This window comes from Methylobacterium sp. Leaf108 (assembly GCF_001423265.1).
Taxonomy (GTDB): Bacteria; Pseudomonadota; Alphaproteobacteria; order Rhizobiales; family Beijerinckiaceae; genus Methylobacterium.
The window spans coordinates 105135-127772 of record NZ_LMND01000002.1 but is presented as its reverse complement, the minus strand read 5'-3'; the positions used below and the strand labels follow the sequence as shown (position 1 = coordinate 127772).

The window sequence follows — 22638 nt, the reverse complement described above, 5'->3', positions numbered from 1 at the left end:
TTAGCCTCGTCTCCGCCTCTGTATGGGCCGGTGCACCCACGTCACGAGGGCGACGATCGCCACGTCGATCCGTCCGTCCTCGTCTTCGGTCTGGTAGTCGAGGGGCGAGGCGCCGTTCGGGATGATGATCGGCTTCTGCCAGCGCGGGTCATCCGAATCGGGCCATAGCTCGACGTGGGAGTTCTTCCGAGAGAAGCGCTTGGCCGTGCGCTGCCGAAGGTGCCCCGCGTGGCGCCTCAGTTCCGCGATCACCAAGTCGTCTTCACGAGGCACGTACCGCGCGGCGACGGCGTTCACGCAAGCCAGGATATCGCCGTCGAGCGCGATGCGGTTGATCGAGGTCCCGCGGACGACGAGGCCGTACTGATCGCGAGCGTTCCAGCGCGCGTCCGGCAGCACGGGTACCGGATCGTATTCTGGCTCGTCGACGTGGTCGTCAATCTCAATCCACCGACCCGCGGCCACCTCGCCAAACACGGGCAGACCAGACAGGCTGATGGCGGCCGTCATCTCCTGCGCTTGGTCGATGTCTATTCCGGCCGGAACGCCTGGCGCCGCGAGCACGTCGGCGGGAGTGACGTTGAAGATCTGCGCCGCCTTGGCGATTCGATCGGCCTTCAGCCCACGCTCGCCGTCCTCGACCTTGATGTACCCGCTTTTCGACAGGCTGAAGGCCTCGGCGGCCTGCTCCTGTGTCATGCCGGCCGCCTCGCGAAGGCGCTTCAGATTGTTCGGGACCCGTGGAGTTTTCCCCATAGCGGGGACAATGATCGACCGGGGCTGACAAGTCGCTCCCCAAGATGGGTCGAAACCCTCTTGACGAACATCCCCATAATGGGGAATGTCTCGTGTCATGAACCTCCTCGACTACATGCGCGACGAAAAGCTCGACGACGACGCCATGGCAGCGCGCCTCGGCGACTGCAGTGGGCATGCCGTCAAGAAGTGGAAGTACGGCGAGCGCGTGCCGTCGATCGAGGTTGCGGCCCGCATAGAGCGCGCGACCGACGGCAGGGTCGGCCTCCGCGACTGGGTTCGGTCGGAAGCTGAGCCCACGCACGCCAATCCGCTCCCGACCTCGCTCGATCTGCCCAAGACAGCGAGCGCCCACCCGTGAGCGCCGCCCTCATCACTCTGGCCGTCATCGGCACTGCCGCGGCCTACAACGCCTTCGTCATGGCGATTGCCGGTCGCGCCCGCCGTGGGGCGCGCCAGTGACCGCCGCTGACCGCCTGTGCTTGGTCTTCGCTGTGTGGTTCGCCATTGCGGTGGCCCTGACGGTTGGGACCGACAGACGCCAGGCCGACCCCTTCGAGGATCTGCTGTCCTGGGGTGGCCGCCCATGACCGGCTGCATCCTCATCACCCATCGCACCGGGTCGTTCCGGTCGATCGTCGGGCTCTTGGCGGATACGACCCGCCTTGGCCCGACGCACCCCTTTCGTCCGGCCGGATCTGTCCTGCGTCCCGGTTGTGGCGTCACGAGGCCCCGCGAGGGGCAGCCCTGCTTGGGCGTTTCCTCCCTGAGACTTGCCGGCCGCTCCTCTGTGGGTGGCCGGCTCTTTCGCGCTGGTTCTGACCAGTCGCGTTGCCGCGCGTCCGGTCGCCGTATCCTTGAACACATCCATCTGTCTGCGCTTCGGCTTGCCGGCCTCGCGCTCATTCATCTGCGGTCGATTGCAGACCTTGCCGGGTCTGTAGCGCCGCGATCCCTCTCGTATGGCGCGCTCGTATCCGTCCCAGGACGCGTCGCCACTGTTCTCTGTGCTGCGTACCCCCTCACCATCCATGGGGCTCGCTGATGTCATCCGCTTCCTGCCTCCCGCTTTCCAGCGCCACCCCGATGTTCACAACATCGGGGAAAGCCATGGGAAAGTCGCACGGGAACTCCGCGCAGTTGGGTGAAGCCGAGCGTACAGTTGTCCAAGAACGGACCACAGATTTCCTGCGCTCGCTCTACCCGACCAAGACCGCCGACAACGTCGCGGTCGACACGGGGATCAGCGCGAACACGATCTCGAAGTGGTTGGAGCGCGGCTCGGCGCCGGCCTCGTGGGCGTTCCTGCGACTTCTCGAGGCCTACGGGCCCGAGCTCGCATGCGCCGTGATGGCGGACCCGCCCGCGTGGCTCGACAGGGCCGCGCGCGAGCAGAAGCGCGAGCGCCTGGAGGCGCAGATCGCCTCGCTGCAGTCCCAGCTTGATGGAGGCCGCGCATGAGGTTCGGCGGCCTACAGATCATGGCCCGGCTGTGGCTGTCCGACAGCCTTCGCAGTTGGGGCATCGGGCTCTCGGCCCGCTTCGCCAAGGCAGCGGACTGGGTCGACCCGATGCGCGCCAGCCGCGCGAAACCCGCCCGCGAATGGAATCCCCGCCTGTGGGACCGCGACGGCGACCCCCGTGCCGATGCCGAGGAGAGGCCATGACCGAACACCTCGACGACCACAGCTTCTACGGCGACCACGTCCGGCGCTACCGCCTCGGTGAGACGCCTGCGCCCAACCACGAGATCTGCCGTCCCGTCTGTGCCCTGGTGATCACCTCGGCCGCGATGATGGGCGAGGGCTACGTCAACGCCCTCACCCCCGACGGCGAGCCCGTCATGGTGGACGTGCCGCTGGGCTTTGCCCGTCAGTCCACCCCGGTCCCCGGCGACATGGTCATCATCGATCCGACGGGGTCGGTGACGCATCGGCCCGCCGCACTGTTCGCGGCCGAGAGCCGTCCGATCCAGCGCCTCGTGATGCCCGGCTGCGATGGCCCCGACTTCTGCGCCTCGGGCTCGGTCGCGATCGTCCGCCGGTCCGGCGAGGTCGCCACCATCCCGCTGATGCACGCCTTCCCGGCGGCATAGCCCCGCCGAACGCAAAACGCCCGACACCCCAGGTTGGAAGCAGGGGTGCCGGGCGCTGGAACCAGAGATCGTCCCTGGCAGGAGCAAGCCCAAATGAGCACACAGCACGCCGCAGAGCAAGGTCCGGCGGTCGACGCCTCGTCCGTCGCCGCTGATCAGCTGAAGGCCTTCATCGAGCGCATCGAGCGCCTGGAGGAAGAGAAGGCCGGCCTCGCGAGCGACATTAAGGATGTCTACGCCGAGGCCAAGGGCACCGGCTTCGACGTCGTCGCTCTCCGCAAGATCGTCTCCCTGCGCCGCAAGGACCACGCCGAGCGTCAGGAAGAGGAGGCGATCCTCGAAATGTACATGCAGGCGCTCGGGATGGTCTGAGCGCCATGGAAGCCATCTCCGCCTCAGCTCTGCGTCGGAATACCTGTCGTCTCAAGCCCGACGAGCGCCCCTGCTACACGCAGAGGCCCATCGTCGGATCGGTGACGATCGAGATCCCGATGCCCCCGAGCGCGAACAAGCTGTTCGCCAACGGTGCCAAGGGCGGGCGGGTGAAGACGGCTGCGTACCGGTCCTGGCGGAACCACGCCGCCCTCGTCGGCAGCTTCAAGCGACCCGGTCGGATCTCTGGTCCGGCCGACGTCACCATCCATCTGCCGCCCTTCAAGGGCGACACCGACAATCGCATCAAGCCCCTGCTCGACGTCGCCAAGCAGATCGGCGTCATCGCCGACGACGGCGAGCACTGGATTCGTCACGTCACCGCGATCCGCGAAACCACTGGCACCCTGGTCCGGATGATCTTCACGATGATGCCGATCGACCCCCTCGACGTCGCCGACGCTCAGACCCGCGCCCGCGAGAACCAGCAGCCCAAGTACATCGCCGTCGCCCTCGGCCTCACCATCGGTCAGGTCCACGCCATCCTCGCGGGAGCCACAGCATGAAGGCCCCACACCGCCTCTCCATCGACTTCAGCCCGCCCCCGTCAGCCTGCGCCACCATCGAGCGCATGTGGAGCGAAGGGCACGACAGCGTGGCCATCGCGACCGCCTTGGGGATGCGTGAGCCGGCAGTCTGCCGCGTCCTGCGCCGTCAGCAGGACGACCGATACGACCTTCGTCAACAGGAGGCGCACTGCGCCGGCCTGTCCTCAGTCCGAGCCTGAAGGATCAGTCCCATGAGCACGAAGAAGAATGAGGCTGCACCGTTTCGTGTTGAGGCGCCGCGATCGGACCTGTTGCGAGCCGTCGCCCGCGCCTCGACTGCCATAGAGCGACGCAACACCGTCCCGATCCTGTCGTTCGTGCAACTCGCGATGGGATTCGGCACCCTGGCGGTGACGGGTACGAACCTCGACGCCGAGATGCGCGTGGAGATCGAGGCGCGCGGCGAGGGCGCCGCCTGTCTTCCTGGGCATCGTCTCCGCGACATGCTTCGGGCCATGCCAGAGGGCGGTGTCGTGTTGACCGGGGACGCGGATGGCGTCGTGACCCTTCGGTCGGGCGACACCGAGATCACCTATGGCTCGCTGCCGGCGAATGATCACCCCGTCCTTAGCATCGACAACGCAATCTGGTCGGTCACGCTCCCCGATGGCGTTTTCTCCTACCTGGTCGGCGGCGCGGCTGGCGCGATGTCGACGGAGGAGACGCGCTACTATCTCAATGGCGTTTGCCTGGAGATCAAGGACGGCACTGCCATCGCTACGGCGACCGACGGCCATCGCCTCGTCTCCATGTCGTCGAACCTTGCCGGCAAAGTTGCCGACCAGCCCCCGATCATCATTCCGCGGGATACGGTGGGAATCGCACTGGCGCAGATCGGGGCCGGCGAAGCGAGGGTGATCGGCTACGGGCCGGACACCACCAAGGGTGCGAACAAGATCGAGATCGCCGGTGGCGGCGCTCGCCTACGGGCGAAGCTGATCGACGGGACCTTCCCTGATTGGCGCCGAGTGGTGCCGACCAGCGATGGGTCCGTCTGCGCCCTCGGTCTGCAGGACCTTCGGCGAGCCCTGCAGATGGCGAAGGCCAACAGCACCGAACGAGGCCGGGCGATCAAGCTCGTCCACGGCGATGGAGCCATCCGCCTGATCAGCAGCAACCCCGACACGGGCAAGCTCTCGACGCGCTTGCCCTGCGAGGCGCCGACGCCCTTCGCCGACATCGGCATGAACGCCGAGTACCTGCGCAGCCTTGCCGACGCCGCCGTGAAGATCGGATCGAAAACCCTGCGCCTCCACATCACCGGCCCCGGAGAGCCGATCCGCATCCTGCCCGACGAGACCATTCCGGGCGCGATGGCGGTCCTCATGCCGATGCGCGTCTGAGCGCCCTCTAGCGACCAGCCCTTTGCACCGATGGAGAGCGTGATGGAAGTCGATCAGCACCAGGATGAGCAGGCCAAGGCACCGAAGAAGGCCCGCAAGATCAAGGGCGCCGCACCCACAGCGCAGGAGATCCTAGAGAAGGCAAGGCGTGAGGCCCGCCCGACAACCCCTGCCGAACGAGTGAAGATTGAGGCGGCCGGGCAGTGTCTCATGCCTGGGCACCTGGAGCTGCCGGTCATGAAGGCGCCGGTCTCGCGCTTCTGCGCGTCTTAGGCGTGACCATGCTCGCAAAGGCGGACGTCACCAACGTCTATCGCGAGATCCGCGGCTTCCCTCAGGCTGCGGAGTAGCGCGGACATGGCCGACCGGCTGCCATGGTTCAGGTGCTTCCCGTCCGCCCTTTTGGGCGCGCTCGCCGGTCTCGATCCGGACGAGGGGCTGACCTACGTCACCGCCCTGCTGCGCATCTATGAGACCGGAGGGCCTGTCGGCGAGACCGGCAAGACATTGTCGCGGCGCACGGGCCTGCCTGAGCGGAAGGCCTCGGCTGCCCTTGAGCGCCTGATCGAGGCCGGCAAGCTCCTCCGCACTGCGGATGGCCGGATCGACAGCGCGACGACACATGACGAGATCCGTTGGCAGACCGAGCGCCGCACGGACCAGTCCGCGGCCGGCAAGGCGAGCGCCGCACGTCGTCAAAAGCAGGCGGTCGAGGAAAAGAACGTTGCGTCCATTAAATCGGACGATCAAAACGACGGGCAAAAAGATCAACGAAATCAACAAAACGGCTCAACGCCCGTTGAACGCCCGTTCAACCACTTAGACTTAGAACCAGAAGAAGAGAAGGAAGGAGACAAGCTCCTTCCCTTCGTTGGCGATCGAGGCGGCTTCCCGCCGAAAGCCTTCGAGCTCTGGTGGATTGGCTACCCCCACAAGGTCGGCAAGCAAGCGGCCGAGAAGGCTTTCGAGCGCGTCCGTCGCTCAGGCCGGGTGCCATGGGCTGCCCTCACCGACGGCGTGCAGCGGTACATCCGCACCAAGCCGCCCGACCGCTCCTATTGCAACCCTGCGACGTGGCTGAACGAGGGAAGGTGGGACGATGAACCGAGCGTTGGAAATTCAGGCAGCCTCGTCGCGGGATTTGCTCCCGGCCGTGGACGTCAGCCAGCCGGAAACTCTGCTGTCGCTACCGCCCTGGCTCGCCACGCAAATCGCAGCGGTATCGGACCTGGGATACGGGCGGACGGTCCTCGATCCGACGACCAAGGCCGTCACCGGCCAGGTCGCGACGATCCCGAGGTCGAAGATGCCGACTGGTCCCCAGCGGGCGGCTATCGCGCGGCGCATTGAGGATTTGCACGCGGCCTCGATGCCGGGGCCGATCGCTTCGACCCTGGCTGTCATCGGCGCGATCGTGAACCGCAACGCCGCGGCACGGCAGGACGCCGATCTCGCCGACATCGAGATCGAGGCCTACCGCGATGCCCTCGACGACCTGCCGGCCTGGGCGGTGCGGGAAGCCCTTCGTCGGTGGCGGCGTGGCGAAGTGGGAGGCGACCGCCGCAATCTCGACTTCGCACCGAAGGAGCACCGCCTCCGGTCCATCGCGCTCAGCATCGAAGCCGTGGTGCGCGGGCAGATTGTCCGGCTTCAGCGCCTGCTCGAGGCTGAGGAGGAGCCCGAGCGCCCGACAGAGGCGGAGCGTGAGGCGACGCTGAAGGAGGTCCAGGCTCGAATGAAGGCCGTAGGTGATGGCGCGGACGCCCGGCCGGTGACGCTGAGGCCCGGCCATTCCGAGGCCGAGCGCATCGCGGCCGAGCGCGACCTCGCCGAGCGGAAGGCAGCCGTGGCGGCCGAGGCAGAGCAGCAGGTCGCTGAAGACGAGGCGAGCGCAGCATGAGCACCGCCTTCTCGGCTCTCAAGCCCCCACGCATTCAGGAAGGCTCGCCCGAGTGGCGGGCCGCCCTCTTTGGTCAAGCCGTGGCGTATGCGGTCCACCTGACGGGGCCGATCTGCCCTTACGCTCTCGGCGCCCACCTTCGAACCTTCCTCGGCAGGTCCGAGGACGGCTGCGAAGGCGAGGTTCTGGATGCGGTCCTGATGCTCATCCAGACCGGCCTCTTCACCCTTAACACCATGAGGGCCGACACCGGCGTCATCGCCTTCACCGACGAATCCAGGCTCACCGTCTCACCGCTGATGACGGCGTACCTCTACGGCGAGGCGACGCCATGAGCCGCCGCCATTTCGCCGAGACGTCGGTGCGCGAGGAGGGCCAGCCCGTCCCGCGCTACCGGCTCGTCTGCGGCACCTGCGGCTGCGGCGAGACCTTGGGCCGGATGAACTTCGGCCAGGCCGTCGCCGACACCCAGGTGCCGAAGAAGTTCGAGGACAAGGGCTGGCGCGTCGGCAAGCGCCACGACGGTCGCGACGACCTCTGTCCTGCCTGCGTCAACCGAGAGCAGGAGGCCCGCCGCCGGCGCCTCCACGTCGTTCAGTCAGAGGAGTGCGTACCAGTGGCTCAGCCCACCCCCATCAGTTCCGCAGGTTCTGCCCCGGCGCGGCCCGCCGCACCCGCCGCCGAAAAGCCCCGCGAGATGACCCGTGACGAGCGCCGTCTGATCTGGGCGAAGCTGGAGGAGGTCTACATCGACGAGCGGGCCGGCTACTCGGCCGGATGGTCCGATGCCCGCGTCTCCGAGGACCTTGGTATCCCGCGCGCCTGGGTCTCAACGATCCGCGACGAGAACTTCGGGCCGGGCGTCAGCGAGGACGTCGAGAAGGCCATGGCCGAGGCGAAGGTGCTGACCGCCGAGGCGGCCGAGTTCCGCAAGGCCATGGAGGCCCTGACCGCTCGAGGAGCGGAGATCCTGAAGCGAGCCGATGCGGTCGATCGCACGGTGAAGCGGATCGAGACGGCCATCCGGTAGCGGACCACACCAAAGCTGGTTGCCGCCGGCCCACACACCCATCCTCTCGTAGCGTATCGAGGATCGAATCCATGACCAAGAAGCAGCGCCGCGCCCAACGCCGCGAGAAGGCCCGCCTCAAGACCATGCAGGCGGTCAAGCGGTCTACGGCCGTGAACATGCAGACGGTCCGTGCTGGCGCCCATACGGCGGCCCGCGAGCCCATGGAGCGGTTCGAGGTCGACGAGGGTCGGACCTGGTACGTGGTGCGCTCGCTGCCGCGGTGGGCCGCTCGGGCGGCTGAACAGATACGGGCGTCAGGTACGCCGGTGTTCGAAGCTCGAGAGGCCGTGCGGCTCGTCTCGGACATCGGCAAGGTCAGGGTAGCGCTCATCCCCGTGCTGCGCCGGCTGCTGTTCGTCGGCGTCAAGGACTGGCAGGAGATCAAGCACGTCGAGAGCCACCCGGGCGTCTACGATGACCTGACCGGATACCGCCGTGGCGGCGTGGTGGAGCGGCCCGACGGTGGGGCCATGGTCATCGCGCCTGCCGACCTCCAGGCGTTCGCCGACTGCATCACGGGCCATGGGGGCGACGTCGAGGCGGCGCGGGTGCTGCTCTACGAGATCGGCCAGGCAGTGCGCGTCAAGGACGGCGCATTCGCCAGCTTCCATGCCATGGTCGAGGAAATCGACATGGATCGCAGGCGTGTGAAGGTATCCGTCAGCATCTTCGGACGGGAAACGCCGCTGGAATTGGACATCAATCAGGTCGAGGCGGGGTAGTGGCTCAGTTTGAAATCTGATTGGGTTGACCCGGCCTTGGAGCGGTCATCGACCCGTGCCATGCTAGCGCATGATGGATAAGCCGCCTGACGCCTTCCGAGTAGAAATCAAGCACCGCTCAATTCCGCCAAACCCATGGAAGTGGGAAATTTATCGTGGGGCGGAACCGCTATGCGTTGAACAATCCACCATAAGCTATGCTTCGCAATCCGAAGCGCTGGCGGCGGGACATGAAGCTTTAGCGCGATGGGCGCATGGGACGAAAAAGCCAAGTTCAAAGGGTTGGACCTGATGACCACCCCGAAGCGCCCCCGCGACCCCAACCAGCTCGCCAAGTTCATCGTGGATATGGTGACCGGAGAGGCTGAGGTTGGACAGCCGACGACGCTCGAGAAGCGCGCTCGCAAGGCCGGGCTCGCTGTTGGTTGATGCGGGCAGGGCCTGCGCCGCCTATCACGATTAGCACGTCCGCAATGTCCAAGCGAAGCGAGTTCAGGTCGATGAAATTTGGAGCTTCACCTACGCCAAGCAGAGGAATGTAGCGGGCGCTGTGGCGGCACCGGACGGCGCTGGCGACACATGGACGTGGACCGCCATCGACGCCGACAGCAAGCTTGTCCTGTCCTACTTCATCGGGGGTCGTGACGGTGAGTGCGCCGCTTGGTTCATTGACGATCTAAAGACCCGCCTCGCCAACCGCGTTCAGCTCACGTCAGACGGCCAAAAGGCGTACCTGCAGGCCGTCGAAGACGCCTTCGGTGCCGATGTGGATTACGCCCAGCTCGTGAAGATCTACGGGAACGCTCCCGGCGGTGCCACGGGCCGCTACAGCCCTGCCGAATGCACCGGGATCAAGAAGACCACCGTCGAGGGCTCACCCGACGAGGCGCACGTCTCCACGTCCTACGTCGAGCGTCAGAACCTCACGATGCGGATGCACATGCGTCGGTTCACCCGACTCACGAACGCGTTCTCAAAAAAAGGTCGAGAACCACGCCTACGCCGTGGCGCCACACTTCATGTATTACAACTTTGTGCGGCTGCATGCGAAACTGCGGGTGAGCCCGGCGATGGCGGCGGGCGTCACTGACCGGCTTTGAGAAATTGGCGATATCGTTGCGCTGGTCGAGGCCGCAGATGAAAAGCCGAGCAAGCGCGGTCCGTATAACAAATATAAGGAAAACAAATAGATATGAGTCGGCATATTATTATAGATAACTCCAATATTTATAGCACTATGACCGGGGCAGCAGCTCGCATAGAGCCACAAGTCCCATGGGTTGGCATCAGAATGCACCTAGATAATTTCTTTGACGCTCTTGAAAATAGGAGTGAAACTCCGACGCGGGTCTTTGTCGGGTCAGAAAAGAGTGCCGCAGCCTCAATCTGGCAGAAAGCGAAAGATAGAGGGTATGAAACATATATACTGAAAAGAATCATTGATAGCGACGACACGACATCTGAACAAGCCGTTGATGAAATTGCACATTTAAAAATAGCAAATGCGGTCCTAGATTATGATGGCGAGCAGACGCTTGTCATAGTAAGCGGCGACGGAAAGATTTCCGACTTCGGAACTAGCTTCCCACAGCAAGCAGAACGGGCATTAAAGCGAGGTTGGTCAGTTGAAGTTTGGGCGTTTAGCGACGGAATGACGAGCGCATACAAGCACCTCATGGACGCGTATCCTGGGCGTTTAAGAAAAGTCTATTTGGACGATTTTTATGATAACATAACTTTTGTTCAAACTCATAATTTAAGAAACCCTACAGCGTCATTACCCGTGCACCTAAAGCGAAACGCAAAGAGCCTCATTTGGCCTTGGCTCTAAAAATTTCAAACTGACCCACTACCCGAGGCGGCTTGACATCGCGCGCGCGCGCGACATTATGTCGGGTAGGATATCCCGTCTACGGCGATAGCGCGTCGCGCAGTCTTGCCTCTTCGGTGACCCGGCCCACGTCCGAGAGACGAGGCGATTGGGGTCAATGTGCCCTTAGGGGTGCGCTTTCTCAAAACACGCAGTGGACGAAGAGAGCAGGCCGCCACCGAAGTAGCGGCCCGCCCCTCTTACATCAGGATCTTGAGGATCGCAGCAATCGCCGTAAGGCAAAGAGCCAAATCAATCTTGATCGTGATGGTGACACCGAGATTGGACTTCATCAGAAGACCCTCGGGTCGCAGCCGGCCGCAGACCCTTTGGGGTTGCGATCTGAGCGCACCATCGAACGGTACGACCGCCGTTCATGGCAGCATCGGCCCGTCATCAATGCCCTAGAAACATCGCTGACGGCGTCGTGTGCATCCCCTAGCCCGCTATCGGGTGGCGAAACCGAAAGTGCGCCTTACGAGCCTCGGGCACGGCGTTACGGATAGGGAACAAGGGTGCCCCAGGATGCCTCCCGGGATCCTGCTGCCGATCCGGGTCCAATCCTGGCCGAACCTTCGCCTTGTGTCGAGACCCCGCTGCAACCGCGCATTGCCGAGCCCTCTCACGTGGGGTCCATATCAATGCCCCGCCTCACCACCCTCAAGCTACGCCTCGGGACGCTGGATACGCGGACGGCGAGGCCAGCCCCCAAAGTAGCCGACGCCGAGCTATTGACGCCCGAGCACGCTGCTTGGCGCCAAGAGGTGCTGAAGCGAGCCGGGTGGAAGTGCCAATGGCCCGGATGCACGGCCCACGGCAGGCGCGGCGGGGTCCGGCTCTACGCCGATCACATCGTCGAGCGCCGAGATGGCGGTGACCCGCTGGACCCAAGGAACGGGCAGGCGCTGTGCCCGCCGCACCATGGCATCAAGACCGCCGCTGAGCGGGCGCGGCGCATGGGGTTGATGCCGGCCTAGCCGAACGGGGCCTGCGGGCGTCCTGGGCCATCCAAGGAACCGCGTGCGGCCACCAGCGAGGGGTGGGGGGGCGGTCTAAAGTCTGGGATGCCAAGGGGTCGCTACCGCATGGGATCGCATTCGCAGATTTTATCCTGGTGGGTCGTTTTAGGTAGTGCGGAGTAGCGCGGACATCGCAGCCATGGCCAAGGCAAAAAAACCTATTGATTGGGCCGGGATCGAGCGCGATTTCAGCAAAAGCACAAGCTCAATCAGAGAGATAGCCCGGTGGTTCGGGTGCTCTGAAAAGGCGATCCGCCTCAAGGCGAAGGAGAAGGGGTGGTCTCGTCCTGGCGGCGAAACTCCGCGCCCGGCTCCGCAGCTTCCCCCCACCCTCGACGAGGTGGTCGCGCCCCTCGTTGCCCGCATCAAGCCGGCAGACGCGGAGCCCGTGAAGCCTGAGGCCATCCTTGACCGCGGTCGCGACCTCGTCGTCCGCATGATGGATGAACTGGAGGTCACCACCTCCTACCTCGGCGAGATGGAGGAGGAGATTGTCGCTTCGACGCCGGGCAAGAACGACGGCGGGCGTCGCGAGGCGATGATGAAGGCGGTGAGCCTGTCCACCAGGGCCGGTACGCTGAAGAACCTTGCCTTGGCGGCCAAGACCCTGTCGGAAGCGGCCGTCCCGGACGGCAAGAAGAAGCAGCGCCAGGCGGGCGCGGATGAGGCGACGTCGAGCGGCGGCAAGTTCGCCCAGCGTAGCGGCCCGCGGCTGGTGGCCAGCAACACGTGAAGCCCGAGTGGACGACGGCGTGCCCCGATTGGGAGAAGCGTATCGTCGCCGGGCGGTCGCTGATTCCGTTCAAGCCGCTGTTCCCTGCGGCGGCACAGGACGCGCTCGCGGTATTCAAGTCGCTGCGGGTCGTGGACCTGCCGGGCAAGCCGACTTTCGGCGAGGTGAGCGAGCCTTGGGTGCTCGACTTCGTGGCTGCGATCTTCGGCGCCTACGACGAGGAGACCGGGCAGCAGCTTGTCCGAGAGTTCTTCCTGCTCATCTCGAAGAAGAATACGAAGTCCACGCTCGGCGCCGGCATCATGCTCACAGCGCTCATCATCAACTGGCGCCACGAGGAAGAGGTGCTGATCCTCGCGCCGACGATTGAGGTCGCGCAGAACGCCTACAAGCCCGCAGCCGCGATGGTGCGCGCCGATCCCGAGCTCGACGCCTCGCAGGGGGAGGGCGGCTTCCTGCATGTGCAGGACCACCTCAAGACGATCACCCACCTGAGCAATCGGGCAGCGCTGAAGGTGGTCGCGGCGGACACGGACACAGTGTCCGGCAAGAAGGCTGGTCGCATCCTGATCGACGAGCTTTGGATCTTCGGGAAGCGCCCGAAGGCAGACGCGATGCTGCGCGAGGCGACGGGCGGTCTGGTCTCCCGGCCGGAAGGCTTCGTCATCTCGCTTTCGACGCAGAGCGACGAGCCGCCAGCCGGCGTGTTCAAGGCGAAGCTGGACTACTTCCGCGACGTGCGGGACGGCAAGATCACCGACCCCAAGAGCTTCGGCCTGCTCTACGAGTTCCCGAAGGCGATGGTGGAGGCGAAGGCCTACCTCGACCCCGAGAATTTCTACATCACCAACCCGAACATCGACCGCTCCGTCAGCCGGGAGTGGCTGCAGGACGAGCTTCGTAAGGAAGAGGCCAAGGGTGAGGACACCCGCCGGACCTTCCTGGCGAAGCACCTGAACGTCGAGATCGGAATGAACCTCCGGGCCAATCGCTGGTCCGGATCGGAATACTGGACCGCCCGAGCGGATGCCGGCCTCGCCTGCCCCCCAGAGGACGACCGGGCCGGGCTGCGGGAGATCCTAGACCGGTGTGAGGTGGTCTGCGTCGGTATCGACGGGGGCGGCCTCGACGATCTGTTCGGGCTCACAGTGCTCGGCCGAGAGAAGGTGACGCGGGACTGGCTCGCCTGGACCCACGCCTGGTGCCATGAGGGCGTGCTGACGCGGCGTAAGTCGATCGCGGCCCGCCTGCGGGATTTCGAGCGGGCCGGCGAGCTCACCATCGTCAACGACGAACTCGGCGACATCGCGGAGATCGTGGAGATCGTCGCCAGCATCAAAGACGCAGGCCTGCTTGCCTGTGTCGGCGTCGACCCGGCCGGGCTCGGCGAGTTCATCGAGGCGATGGCCGAAATCGGGGTGACCCAGGAGGCCAAGCTCCTCGTCGGCGTGCCCCAGGGCTACGGCATGATGAACGCCATCAAGACCGCGGAGCGGAAGCTGGCGAACGGGACACTCCGGCACTCGGGATCGAGCCTGATGGCCTGGGCCGTGGGCAACCTGAAGATCGAGCCCACCGCGACCGCGATCCGGGCGACGAAGCAGAATGCCGGCGACGCGAAGATCGACCCGGTGATGTCGCTGTTCGATGCCGTCGTTCCGATGTCGCTGAACCCGGCCGTGCCCGCCAACGCCAACCTCGGCGGCTTCCTCTCGGAGCCGATCTTCGCCTGACCGAACGACAGGACTGCGTATGGGCCTCTTCCGCAAGGCGGCGCTGACGGTCGCCCGCGGGTTGGGCCTGACCGACCAGCGCCTGATCTCGTATTTCGGTGGGGAGGAGAACCACGCCGGGGAGCGGGTCACCGTCGACACCGCGCTGACGCTCGATGCGGTGTGGGCCTGTACCCGACTCGTGTCGCAGACGATCGCAACGCTACCGTTGCCGCTCTACGAGCGCGACGGGCTCGGGCGCAGCACGGTTGCCACCGGCCACCCGCTCTATCGGGTGCTCCACGACAAGCCGAACGCCGAGATGACGGCGGTCGAGTTCTGGCAGGCCATGTTCGCCTGCAAGCTGCTCTGGGGGAACGCCTACGCGGAGATCGTGCGGGGTGCGGGTGACCGGGTGGTGGCGCTTCTGCCGATGCGACCCGATCGCGTCCAGGTCACTCGCGAAATCGACGGGTCGTTGACCTACCGCTACGCCTTCCAGGGCATCACACAGACCCTGACCGAAGATCAGGTACTCCACCTCAAGGGGTTTTCGCTCGACGGGCAGATCGGGATGTCCGCCATCGCGGCCGGGCGGCACAGCATGGGCACCGCGATGGGTGCGGAACGCTCGGCGGGCCGGTTCTTCAAGAACATGATGCGGCCCTCGGGCTTCCTGAAGTCGCCGGTGTTCCTCACATATGAGCAGCGGCAGGATTCCAAGGCGCTGATCCAAAGCTGGAAGGGCGCCGACCAGACAGGCGCCGTGCCGCTTCTGGAGGGCGGTTTCAGCTTCGAGTCGCTGACGATCCCGCCCGAGGAAGCGCAGCTTCTGGAGACCCGCGGTTACAACGTCGAGATGATCTGCCGTTGGTTCGGCGTGTCTCCGGTGATGATCGGGCACATGTCGAAATCGACGGCTTGGGGCACCGGCCTCGAACAGATGAACCTCTGGTTCCTGACCTACACCCTGCGATCCCACCTCAAGGCGGCAGAGCAGGCGATCTGGTCGAAATGCCTGACGGCAGCCGAGCAGCTTCGCTACTTCCCCGAGTTCAATGTCGAGGGCTTGCTCAGGGCCGACAGCAAGGGCCGCGCCGAGCTCTACCGCGCCGAGGTCACCAACGGCCTTAGTACCCCCAACGAGATCCGCGCCCGCGAGAACAAACCGCCGCTTCCGGGGGGCGACAGCCTCTTCATGCAGTCGGCGATGCTCCCCATCGACAAGCTCGGCCAGCAGCCGGCAAGCGGCACCATGCTGCCGCCCCCAGACGCGCCGCCAGACGGCACCAACCCTGAAGGTGCGAACGATGCAGCCTGATGTTTTCGTCGCTCCGCTGGAGCTCAAGTTCGCTGAGAATGCCGCCGAGGGCGTGTTCTCCGGCTATGGCGCCATGTTCGGCAATGTCGACAGCCACGGCGACGTGATCCTGCCGGGCGCCTTCAAGGAGTCCCTGGCCGAGCGCAAATCGCAGGGCCGCGGCGTGCCGATGCACGTCATGCACGGGGTCTACGGCGGCGATGGTGTCCCGGTTGGGGTGTGGACCAGTGTCGAGGAAGACGACAAGGGTCTGCGGGTCGAGGGCAAGCTGTCCGGCATGAACACTGATGCCGGCCGGATGCGCTACGAGCTCGTCAAGGACGGCGCCCTCGGCGGCTTGTCCATCGGCTACCGGGTGAAGAAGAACGGCGCCACCTACGGCCAGAAGCCGGGCGAGCCGAAGCGCACCCTGAAGTCCCTCCACCTCGGCGAAATCAGCCTCGTGGACGACCCCTCCAACGCTCAGGCGCGCGTCATGGAGATGAAGCGTCTCGCCCGCGCCGAGCTCAAGGCATCGGTGCTGACGGACCCTGATACGGCGACCGCCGCCGAGCGCCTGGAGGCGGCCCTTCGCATCCATGACGGGTTCATGGGCTCCTACTTTTACGGCCAGTCGGCGAAGGACGGCGCGCTCCTGATGGATGCGCTCCGCGACGCCTATCAGGCCCTCACAGGTTCGCGCGCCCCGGAAGGCCTCACCGGCTGGACCAAGGGTGCGATCAACGATCGGGAGGTGAAGGCCTGGCTCCGGGAGGAGCTGGGGCTCTCACACTCCCAGGCAGACGCGATGGCCGCGCGGCTGTTCAAGGCGAGTCCTCGGGATGAGGGGCGCGATCAGGCCGACACCGAAGCCAAGGCGGCCCTGTCCGACCTCGGCACAGCCCTGACGGGCTTCAAGCTCCCCTAACCCAACGGAAAGTATCACCATGACCCGCGCTGTCCTGCGCGGCGCTTCCGGCGCCGCTCTCTTCGCGTGCCTGATCGGCCCGCGCATCCACCTCGCCCCGCCCGACGCCGGCTCTGCTGCCGGTGCTGGAAACCAGAACGGAGCCGGCGACGCCGAGTTCAAGGCTCTGGCAAATGGCCTGAAGACCGCCACCGACGAGGTGAAGCGGTTCGCCGAGAAGGCCGAAGGCGAGATGAAGAACCTCGGCAAGATGACCGAGGAGACCAAGGCGGCGGCCGACAAGGCCATCATCGACATGAACGCCAAGGTCACCGAGTTCGACGCCCGTCTCGCGGATGTCGAGCAGAAGGGTGCGCGCCGCGGCGGCCCAGGCGGCAGCGAACTGAAGACCATCGGTCAGCACTTCGCCGACAGCGAGGGCTTCAAGGGCGTGAAGGAGCACGGCTCGCAGTACCGCGGCCAGATCCGCGCCACCGTCGAGACGAAGAACATCACCACGGCCCCTGCCACCCTCGGCGCGACCGCTTCGGTGGGGTCGTCCCTGGTCGTCACGGACCGCCAGGGCATCGTCAATCTGCCGGACCGCCCGCTGCGCGTTCGCGACCTGATCACCCCCGGTCAGACCTCGTCGAACAACATCGAGTACCCGGTGGAGACCGGCTTCACCAACGCCGCCGCGATGGTGGCCGAGGGCGCCCTCAAGCCCAAGTCTGACCTGACGTTCGACCTCAAGTCGGCGCCGGTCCGCACGCTGGCCCACATCTTCAAAGGCTCGCGCCAGCTGCTCGACGATGCGCCGGGCCTCGTCTCCTACATCGACGGCCGCGCCCGCTACGGGCTGGAGTTCGTCGAGGAGGCGCAGATCCTCTACGGCAACGGCACCGGCCAGAACCTGACGGGCATCATCCCCCAGGCATCCGCCTACGCCGCGCCGTTCGTGCCGACCGCCGAGACCCCGATCGACCGCCTGCGCCTCGCCATCCTTCAGGCGACGCTGGCTCTCTATCCGGCGACCGGCATCTGCCTGAACGACACCGACTGGGCCCGCATCGAGCTCACCAAGGACACCCAAGGCCGCTACATCATCGGCTCGCCGCAGGGCAACATCGCCCCGCGTCTCTGGGGCCTGCCGGTCGCCACCACCCTGGCCATGACCGTGAACCAGTTCCTCGTCGGCGCCTTCCGCCTCGGCGCGCAGCTTTTCGACCGCATGGCGATCGAGGTGCTGCTCTCCACCGAGAACGAGGACGACTTCGTGAAGAACATGATTACGATCCGCGCGGAGGAGCGTCTGGCGCTCGCCGTCTACCGCCCGGCCGCCTTCGTCCAGGGCCAGCTCACCACCGTCTAAGCGACGCCGTGAGCATCACCATCAACGACCGGCGGCGCCCTCGCGCCGTCGGCTCCCTCTCTCTGGAGACTGCCGCCATGGCGAAATCCGATACCGTGATGGTGCAGCCGCTGACCTCCTACATGGAGGGTGCGGAAACCAAGCACTCGCACAGCCCCGCCTACGAGGTCGAGCGCCCCCACGCGGTCGAACTCACCGCCAACGGCTTCGCTCGGATGCTCGACGGATCGGCGCATGACGACGAGGGGTCGGAGGCTTCGGCTCTGCCTGCCGCGGAAGACCAGCGGGTCGACGGCGCGACCGAGGGCAAGATTGAGAACGACGGCAAGCCGCGCGGACGCCGCGCCCTCCCTCGGGACTAAATCCGATGCGTCGCCCGCTAGCGACCATCGCCCTTGGGGCGGCGATCATCGTCGGCCTCGCGGCGCAATCCAGCTACGAGCCGTGGCGCCTCCCTAATGGACAGGGCCTCGTAGGCGGCAACGTCCTCTTCTGCGCGACGGGCGCCCCGCGCGAAGCCGCCCCTTGCGGCGGCCCGCTGACGCCCCTGACGGTGCTCTCCACGCCCTTCGTCCGCTCGGGTACGGGCGACCCCATCATTTTCGACGGCATCACCACCACGGCAAAGCAGTTCGCCATCACCAAGCCGGCGGACGCAACGTCCTATCGGTTCGTGAACCCCTGCAACGTCGACGTCCGCATTCGGAAGGTCGGCAGCATGCAGGAGAGCGTCACGCTCACCACCGGCACGCGGTTTCTAGCCCGGTCCTCAGAGACGCTGGGCACCAGCACGCCCGCGTTCGTCTCGCTGATCGCGACGGCGACGCCGACCACCGAGTGCAATCCCGAACTCCAGTATGGGCGGGGCGGCTGATGCGGACCCTCGCGCTCGCCCTCGTCGTTATAGCCCTTACCAGCCCGGCCGAGGCCAACCTCCGCGCCAGCAGCCCCATGATGGGCGACGGCGTTCAGCGCACCGGCCCTGCCGCCCCCCCTGGCGCCCAAGGGCCGCAGGGTGAGCCCGGCACCCCAGGCGTTGACGGTGCAAAGGGAGACGCGGGCAATGTCGGACCAAAGGGCAACACAGGTGCTGCGGGCGCAACGGGTTCTCCTGGCCCCGCGGGTGCCACCGGGCCATCTGGCCCGACTGGTGCGAGTGGACCAGCAGGCGCAACGGGCGCTCAAGGTGCTGCGGGAAGCTCAGGCGCCCAAGGACTGACGGGAGCGAAGGGTGATGCCGGACCGGCTGGTACAACAGGGCCTGCGGGTGCCCCAGGCTCAACAGGACCTCGCGGCGCAGACGGTGTTACTGGCGCTCGCGGCGCAGATGGCGTGGCTGGACCTGTGGGTCCGGCCGGCACTACCGGAGCAACTGGAGCGGCAGGCGCGAACGGCCCGGCTGGTCCGAAGGGGGATACCGGAGCCACTGGCCCGGCAGGCCCTCAGGGTGTTGTAGGCCCAGCCGGCACCCCCAAGCGCGTCGAACGCTACACCGCCAACGCCAACGCAAGCGGGATCGTCACCTACTCCTGGACAGCATGCACCTCGACGCCCGACGTCGATGTGATCCCGACCTGGAGCAACGACATCCAGATCATGGGCGGCGTCACGGCGCAGACGCTTTCAGGCGCCACGGTCCTGGCGAAGCGGTCGCGCGGCACGCTTCTCCTGAACGCCGGCCCATTTGAGACGGCAGTGCCCAACGTCAACATGCCGACCGTTTCCGTGACCGTCAGAGTGATCTGCAACTGATGAGCGTCACCGTCATCATTCCCGCGACGGCCAAGCGCCTGACGACCGTCGCCAACGTGCGCGGCGACCTCGGCCTGACCGAGGGCGCAGCGGTCGAGGCACAAGTCCTGCGGTGGATCGACCAGGCATCCCAACAGGCCGCCACGTACTGTCGGCGCGTATTCGGACGCGAAACGGTGCGCGAGCGCATCGACCTCTGCCGGCATGGCTCCGTGACCGAGGATGGCGGCATTCTGCTCGACCGCTCGCCGGTCGTGTCGATTATGAGCGTCAAGGTCGGCGGCACCCTCCAAGCGTCGGGCGCCTACGCCACAGACGGCCGCGTGCTCTACCGGATGGAGGGCGACGAGCGCCGGTGCTGGACCGGGAGGGACGTTGTCGTTCAGTACGAGGCCGGGTGGCTTCTGCCGGGTGAGGAGCGCGGCGAGCCGTCAACCACGACCGCAGAGGATCTGCCGGCCGACATCGAACGGGCCGTGATCCAGCTTGTAGGCGTGTCGGTCTCCGTTGCGGGCCGTGACGCCACGATCAAATCCGAGAGCGTCGAGGGCATCGGCAGCCGCGACTTCTACGTTCAGGGCGCGAACGCCGCGCTCCCCCATCCCGAGGCTGAAGCGACCCTATCGCAGTATCGCAGGATGCTTTTCGCATGAGCCCCGCTGCGGCGATTGCCATGCTGGATCGGCAGATCGCAGACCATGGGCAGGACGTCACGCTTCAGCGTATCGTGTTGGATGGCGACCCGATCGAGGTTGGCACGCGAGCCTCAGTTCAGGACTACGCGATCACGGAACTGGTAGGCGGCATCGTCCAGGGCGATCGCCGGGTTATTTTCTCGCCCACCGGCCAGACTGGGCCGTTCTCGACAGTTCCCGTCGAGCGCAACGACCTGCTCATCATCGACGGACGCGTCCACAACGTCGAGACAGCTAACCCGGTGCGCATCGCCAATGTCGTTGTGCGGATCAACTGCCAGGTGCGCGGTTGATGGCTTTTGCTCGTTCCGGCCCCTCGGGTGAGGCCATTCGCGTTGCTATCGCCGAAGCCCTGTCTCCCGATCGACGTCGCCTCGTCGTGACGGCAGCCGCACGTGAGGCGATGAAGAGGGCGGAGGACGCTTACCGGACCGAATACGGTCGCGAGCCAAAGCACGACACGATCGTGGATGGCCGCGTCGCGGCTTCTCTCGATGGTCTTAACGCGGACCAAGGGGTCGTTGCATTTCGGTTCGGACAGGCGGGTGAGGCGCTGGCTTGGATTTACGCGCAGCTCGTCACCCACTCGCCCGTCTTGTCGGGCCGCTATTCCGAGTCGCACATCCTGCTCGCCGATGGTCTTCAGGTCGATCCGCTGAAGCCACCGCCTGCCGATCGCTACGTGTTCATGAATGTGCAGCCCTACAGCCGCCCAATCGAAAAGGGTCTGTCGAAGCAGGCGCCGTCCGGCGTCTATGAGGCTGCCGCCGCCATGGCAGATCGTCGGTTTGGCAACAGTGTCCGCGTCGGCTTTGGGTATGAGTCGCCGCTTCTTTCCTACGTGTCCGGCGCCGCCAATCGAGCCGAACGCAAAGCCATGCGAGAACAGCCAGCCAGGCGGTCGGCTATGCGCCTGGAGCGGGAGACGCGCGTGCCCGCCATCACCGTCACGTTGACCTGACCCATGGCGTGTAACGCTGTGATCACGGCCGTCGCGGCGCGACTGGCGAACAACTGGACCCGATGCCCCGTCCGTGGGCCGAACGAGGCTGACGGCCGAACCCCAGCTGCCGGCACCGCTTTCCTGGTCCATCAGTACCCGATCTCGATCAGCAATCAGATCAGCATCGGGTCGCCTGGCGCCAACGTCTACCGCGAGGAGGGCGCCATCCGGCTTGTGCTGAACGTCGGCAGATCTAAAGGCGCCGCGACGGCCTCGCTTTGGGCAGATGAGCTCGCAGCCCTCTTCCGCGGACGCGTGTTCGATGGTGTCCGCACCTACGCGCCGTCATCGCCCGCCATCGACGACCGCAACGACGAGGGTCCGTACTTCACCCTCTCCGTCACCGTCCCCTACGAGCACGACACGCTCGGCTGATCACAGCGGCCCTGCCGCTCAAGCCATCCTCTCGGCAACGAGGGGTGTTCCGGGCCGCGCGCCGCGCCCTGCCCATTTTCCGAAACCATCAGGAGAGCACCATGGCTTTCGCCAATGGCAGCGAGCGGCGTACCGCCTACGTCGCCGAGACCGCATTCGGAGTGACCCCGGCCACACCGTCGTTCAAGCTGTTGCGCATCACCGGCGGGTCGCTGCGCAGCAGCAAGGGCACCGTCGTCTCCGACGAGATCCAGGCCGATCGCAATATCCGCGACGAGCTGATGGTCAGCAAGGACGTGACCGGCTCCTACGATTTCGAGCTGTCGGGAGACACCTTCGACGACTTCATCGCCGCATCTCTTCGCGGCGCCTGGGCGACCAACGTCCTGAAGAACGGCGTGCTGCGCCCATCCTTCACGGTCGAGGAAACCCTCAACTTCGGCGGCACCAGCTCGTTCTCGCGCTTCCGCGGCGTCGCGGTGAACAGCATGTCGCTGAGCCTGCCGTCGCGGCAGAAAGTGACGGGTTCGTTCGCCCTCATGGGCGCCGAGGAAGCCCTGGACTCGGTTATCGTCACCGGCGCCACCTACGCCGCCGCGGCCACCACGCAGCCCGCGACCGCTTCGGCCAACGTCGGCACGCTCTCGGTCGGCGGCACCACGACCCCGTTCCGGGTCAAGAGCCTGAGCCTCGAGATCGGTAACGAACTGCGCATCCGCGACGCGGTCGGCACCCTCACCAGCGCCGAGTTCGGCGCCGGGCGCTGCAACGTCACCGGCACGGTCGAGTGCTATTTTGAGGGCAACGATCAGTACCAGGCGGTGCTCGATCACGGGGCCGGCGCGATCTCCTTCACCGTCGGGGTCGAGGCGAACAAGAAATACACCTTCCTCATCCCGAAGGCCCGCTTCCTAGACGGTGCTCGCAACCCCGGCGGCAACACCGACGACGCGATGCTGTCGATCCCGTTCCGCGGGGTCTTCGATCCCACGACCCAGGCTTCGATCCAGATCACGCGCCTCGTCGCCTGAG

Annotated in this window: 32 protein-coding genes and 1 pseudogene; 32 read left to right on the top strand and 1 reads right to left on the bottom strand. The window is 65.8% G+C overall.

Features of this window, described 5'->3' with window-relative positions; all coding sequences use genetic code 11:
* Positions 1 to 756, bottom strand: coding sequence for an XRE family transcriptional regulator (locus tag ASF39_RS04300; RefSeq protein ID WP_280137187.1), 756 nt, complete (start codon positions 754 to 756; stop codon positions 1 to 3).
* Positions 757 to 853: 97 nt separating this feature from the next.
* On the opposite strand from ASF39_RS04300, the gene ASF39_RS04295 reads away from it, so the two are divergent.
* From ASF39_RS04295 to ASF39_RS04150, 32 genes and pseudogenes are all read left to right on the top strand, one after another.
* Complete coding sequence (locus ASF39_RS04295; RefSeq protein ID WP_056281319.1) at positions 854 to 1117, top strand: hypothetical protein; 264 nt, start codon at positions 854 to 856, stop codon at positions 1115 to 1117.
* A 749-nt stretch (positions 1118 to 1866) separates the two neighbouring features.
* A complete protein-coding gene (locus ASF39_RS04290; protein WP_056281316.1) occupies positions 1867 to 2217 on the top strand; it encodes a transcriptional regulator in 351 nt (116 codons plus the stop codon).
* The gene (locus tag ASF39_RS04285; RefSeq protein WP_056281315.1) at positions 2214 to 2423 is read left to right on the top strand and encodes a hypothetical protein; all 210 of its coding nucleotides are present in this window, start codon (positions 2214 to 2216) and stop codon (positions 2421 to 2423) included. Before ASF39_RS04290 ends, ASF39_RS04285 begins: the two co-directional genes overlap by 4 nt.
* The gene (locus tag ASF39_RS04280) at positions 2420 to 2851 is read left to right on the top strand and encodes a hypothetical protein (RefSeq protein ID WP_056281313.1); all 432 of its coding nucleotides are present in this window, start codon (positions 2420 to 2422) and stop codon (positions 2849 to 2851) included. Before ASF39_RS04285 ends, ASF39_RS04280 begins: the two co-directional genes overlap by 4 nt.
* 93 nt (positions 2852 to 2944) lie before the next feature.
* Complete coding sequence (locus ASF39_RS04275) at positions 2945 to 3223, top strand: DUF2312 domain-containing protein (protein WP_056281311.1); 279 nt, start codon at positions 2945 to 2947, stop codon at positions 3221 to 3223.
* Positions 3224 to 3228: 5 nt separating this feature from the next.
* Entirely contained in the window at positions 3229 to 3789 is a 561-nt protein-coding gene (locus ASF39_RS04270) for a hypothetical protein (RefSeq protein ID WP_056281307.1), read from the top strand.
* Positions 3786 to 4010: a hypothetical protein gene (locus ASF39_RS21960; RefSeq protein WP_056281305.1), complete on the top strand. Its 225-nt coding sequence runs from the start codon at positions 3786 to 3788 to the stop codon at positions 4008 to 4010. Before ASF39_RS04270 ends, ASF39_RS21960 begins: the two co-directional genes overlap by 4 nt.
* Positions 4011 to 4022: 12 nt before the next feature.
* Positions 4023 to 5174 carry a DNA polymerase III subunit beta gene (dnaN, locus tag ASF39_RS04260; RefSeq protein WP_082494348.1) on the top strand — a complete coding sequence of 384 codons (1152 nt, stop codon included), beginning with the start codon at positions 4023 to 4025 and terminating at the stop codon, positions 5172 to 5174.
* A gap of 42 nt (positions 5175 to 5216) precedes the next feature.
* Entirely contained in the window at positions 5217 to 5447 is a 231-nt protein-coding gene (locus tag ASF39_RS04255) for a hypothetical protein (protein ID WP_156648357.1), read from the top strand.
* Between the two features lie 84 nt (positions 5448 to 5531).
* The gene (locus tag ASF39_RS21020; RefSeq protein ID WP_156648355.1) at positions 5532 to 6524 is read left to right on the top strand and encodes a hypothetical protein; all 993 of its coding nucleotides are present in this window, start codon (positions 5532 to 5534) and stop codon (positions 6522 to 6524) included.
* A gap of 19 nt (positions 6525 to 6543) precedes the next feature.
* A complete protein-coding gene (locus ASF39_RS04250; protein ID WP_162240572.1) occupies positions 6544 to 7074 on the top strand; it encodes a hypothetical protein in 531 nt (176 codons plus the stop codon).
* Positions 7071 to 7409 carry a hypothetical protein gene (locus ASF39_RS04245; protein WP_056281296.1) on the top strand — a complete coding sequence of 113 codons (339 nt, stop codon included), beginning with the start codon at positions 7071 to 7073 and terminating at the stop codon, positions 7407 to 7409. The genes ASF39_RS04250 and ASF39_RS04245 overlap by 4 nt, the downstream gene beginning before the upstream one ends.
* Positions 7406 to 8104: a hypothetical protein gene (locus ASF39_RS04240; protein ID WP_056281294.1), complete on the top strand. Its 699-nt coding sequence runs from the start codon at positions 7406 to 7408 to the stop codon at positions 8102 to 8104. Before ASF39_RS04245 ends, ASF39_RS04240 begins: the two co-directional genes overlap by 4 nt.
* A gap of 71 nt (positions 8105 to 8175) precedes the next feature.
* Positions 8176 to 8868, top strand: a complete 693-nt coding sequence (locus tag ASF39_RS22615; RefSeq protein WP_056281292.1) for a hypothetical protein — start codon at positions 8176 to 8178, stop codon at positions 8866 to 8868.
* Between the two features lie 246 nt (positions 8869 to 9114).
* Complete coding sequence (locus ASF39_RS21015) at positions 9115 to 9297, top strand: hypothetical protein (RefSeq protein WP_056281290.1); 183 nt, start codon at positions 9115 to 9117, stop codon at positions 9295 to 9297.
* Positions 9287 to 10058, top strand: a pseudogene (locus tag ASF39_RS04225) (IS1 family transposase); the annotation flags it as partial. The gene ASF39_RS21015 and the pseudogene ASF39_RS04225, both read left to right, overlap by 11 nt.
* Before the next feature lie 2 nt (positions 10059 to 10060).
* On the top strand, positions 10061 to 10699 hold the full coding sequence (locus ASF39_RS21010; RefSeq protein ID WP_156648351.1) for an NYN domain-containing protein: 639 nt from the start codon (positions 10061 to 10063) through the stop codon (positions 10697 to 10699).
* A gap of 1197 nt (positions 10700 to 11896) precedes the next feature.
* A complete protein-coding gene (locus tag ASF39_RS21005) occupies positions 11897 to 12490 on the top strand; it encodes a hypothetical protein (RefSeq protein WP_156648349.1) in 594 nt (197 codons plus the stop codon).
* Positions 12487 to 14223, top strand: coding sequence for a terminase large subunit (locus ASF39_RS04210; RefSeq protein WP_056281286.1), 1737 nt, complete (start codon positions 12487 to 12489; stop codon positions 14221 to 14223). Before ASF39_RS21005 ends, ASF39_RS04210 begins: the two co-directional genes overlap by 4 nt.
* 19 nt (positions 14224 to 14242) lie before the next feature.
* The gene (locus ASF39_RS04205; protein WP_082494347.1) at positions 14243 to 15523 is read left to right on the top strand and encodes a phage portal protein; all 1281 of its coding nucleotides are present in this window, start codon (positions 14243 to 14245) and stop codon (positions 15521 to 15523) included.
* Complete coding sequence (locus ASF39_RS04200; protein WP_056281284.1) at positions 15513 to 16430, top strand: HK97 family phage prohead protease; 918 nt, start codon at positions 15513 to 15515, stop codon at positions 16428 to 16430. Before ASF39_RS04205 ends, ASF39_RS04200 begins: the two co-directional genes overlap by 11 nt.
* A 19-nt stretch (positions 16431 to 16449) precedes the next feature.
* Positions 16450 to 17781, top strand: coding sequence for a phage major capsid protein (locus tag ASF39_RS04195; RefSeq protein ID WP_082494346.1), 1332 nt, complete (start codon positions 16450 to 16452; stop codon positions 17779 to 17781).
* Between the two features lie 77 nt (positions 17782 to 17858).
* Positions 17859 to 18143: a hypothetical protein gene (locus tag ASF39_RS04190; protein WP_156648348.1), complete on the top strand. Its 285-nt coding sequence runs from the start codon at positions 17859 to 17861 to the stop codon at positions 18141 to 18143.
* Between the two features lie 5 nt (positions 18144 to 18148).
* Positions 18149 to 18655, top strand: a complete 507-nt coding sequence (locus ASF39_RS04185) for a hypothetical protein (RefSeq protein WP_056281280.1) — start codon at positions 18149 to 18151, stop codon at positions 18653 to 18655.
* A gap of 189 nt (positions 18656 to 18844) precedes the next feature.
* Complete coding sequence (locus tag ASF39_RS22510) at positions 18845 to 19000, top strand: hypothetical protein (RefSeq protein ID WP_280137185.1); 156 nt, start codon at positions 18845 to 18847, stop codon at positions 18998 to 19000.
* Positions 19001 to 19015: 15 nt separating this feature from the next.
* Positions 19016 to 19237 (top strand): hypothetical protein, encoded by a 222-nt coding sequence (locus ASF39_RS22505; protein ID WP_056281277.1) that lies wholly within the window; start codon positions 19016 to 19018, stop codon positions 19235 to 19237.
* Positions 19238 to 19344: 107 nt separating this feature from the next.
* Positions 19345 to 19533: a hypothetical protein gene (locus ASF39_RS22195; RefSeq protein WP_244472264.1), complete on the top strand. Its 189-nt coding sequence runs from the start codon at positions 19345 to 19347 to the stop codon at positions 19531 to 19533.
* Positions 19533 to 20186, top strand: a complete 654-nt coding sequence (locus tag ASF39_RS04170; RefSeq protein ID WP_056281274.1) for a hypothetical protein — start codon at positions 19533 to 19535, stop codon at positions 20184 to 20186. Before ASF39_RS22195 ends, ASF39_RS04170 begins: the two co-directional genes overlap by 1 nt.
* Positions 20183 to 20521 (top strand): hypothetical protein, encoded by a 339-nt coding sequence (locus ASF39_RS04165; RefSeq protein ID WP_056281272.1) that lies wholly within the window; start codon positions 20183 to 20185, stop codon positions 20519 to 20521. Before ASF39_RS04170 ends, ASF39_RS04165 begins: the two co-directional genes overlap by 4 nt.
* The gene (locus ASF39_RS04160) at positions 20521 to 21189 is read left to right on the top strand and encodes a hypothetical protein (RefSeq protein ID WP_156648346.1); all 669 of its coding nucleotides are present in this window, start codon (positions 20521 to 20523) and stop codon (positions 21187 to 21189) included. Before ASF39_RS04165 ends, ASF39_RS04160 begins: the two co-directional genes overlap by 1 nt.
* Before the next feature lie 18 nt (positions 21190 to 21207).
* Positions 21208 to 21606: a phage tail terminator-like protein gene (locus ASF39_RS04155; RefSeq protein WP_244472262.1), complete on the top strand. Its 399-nt coding sequence runs from the start codon at positions 21208 to 21210 to the stop codon at positions 21604 to 21606.
* 44 nt (positions 21607 to 21650) lie between these two features.
* A complete protein-coding gene (locus tag ASF39_RS04150) occupies positions 21651 to 22637 on the top strand; it encodes a phage tail tube protein (protein WP_348271508.1) in 987 nt (328 codons plus the stop codon).
* The last annotated feature ends 1 nt before the right edge of the window (position 22638 follow it).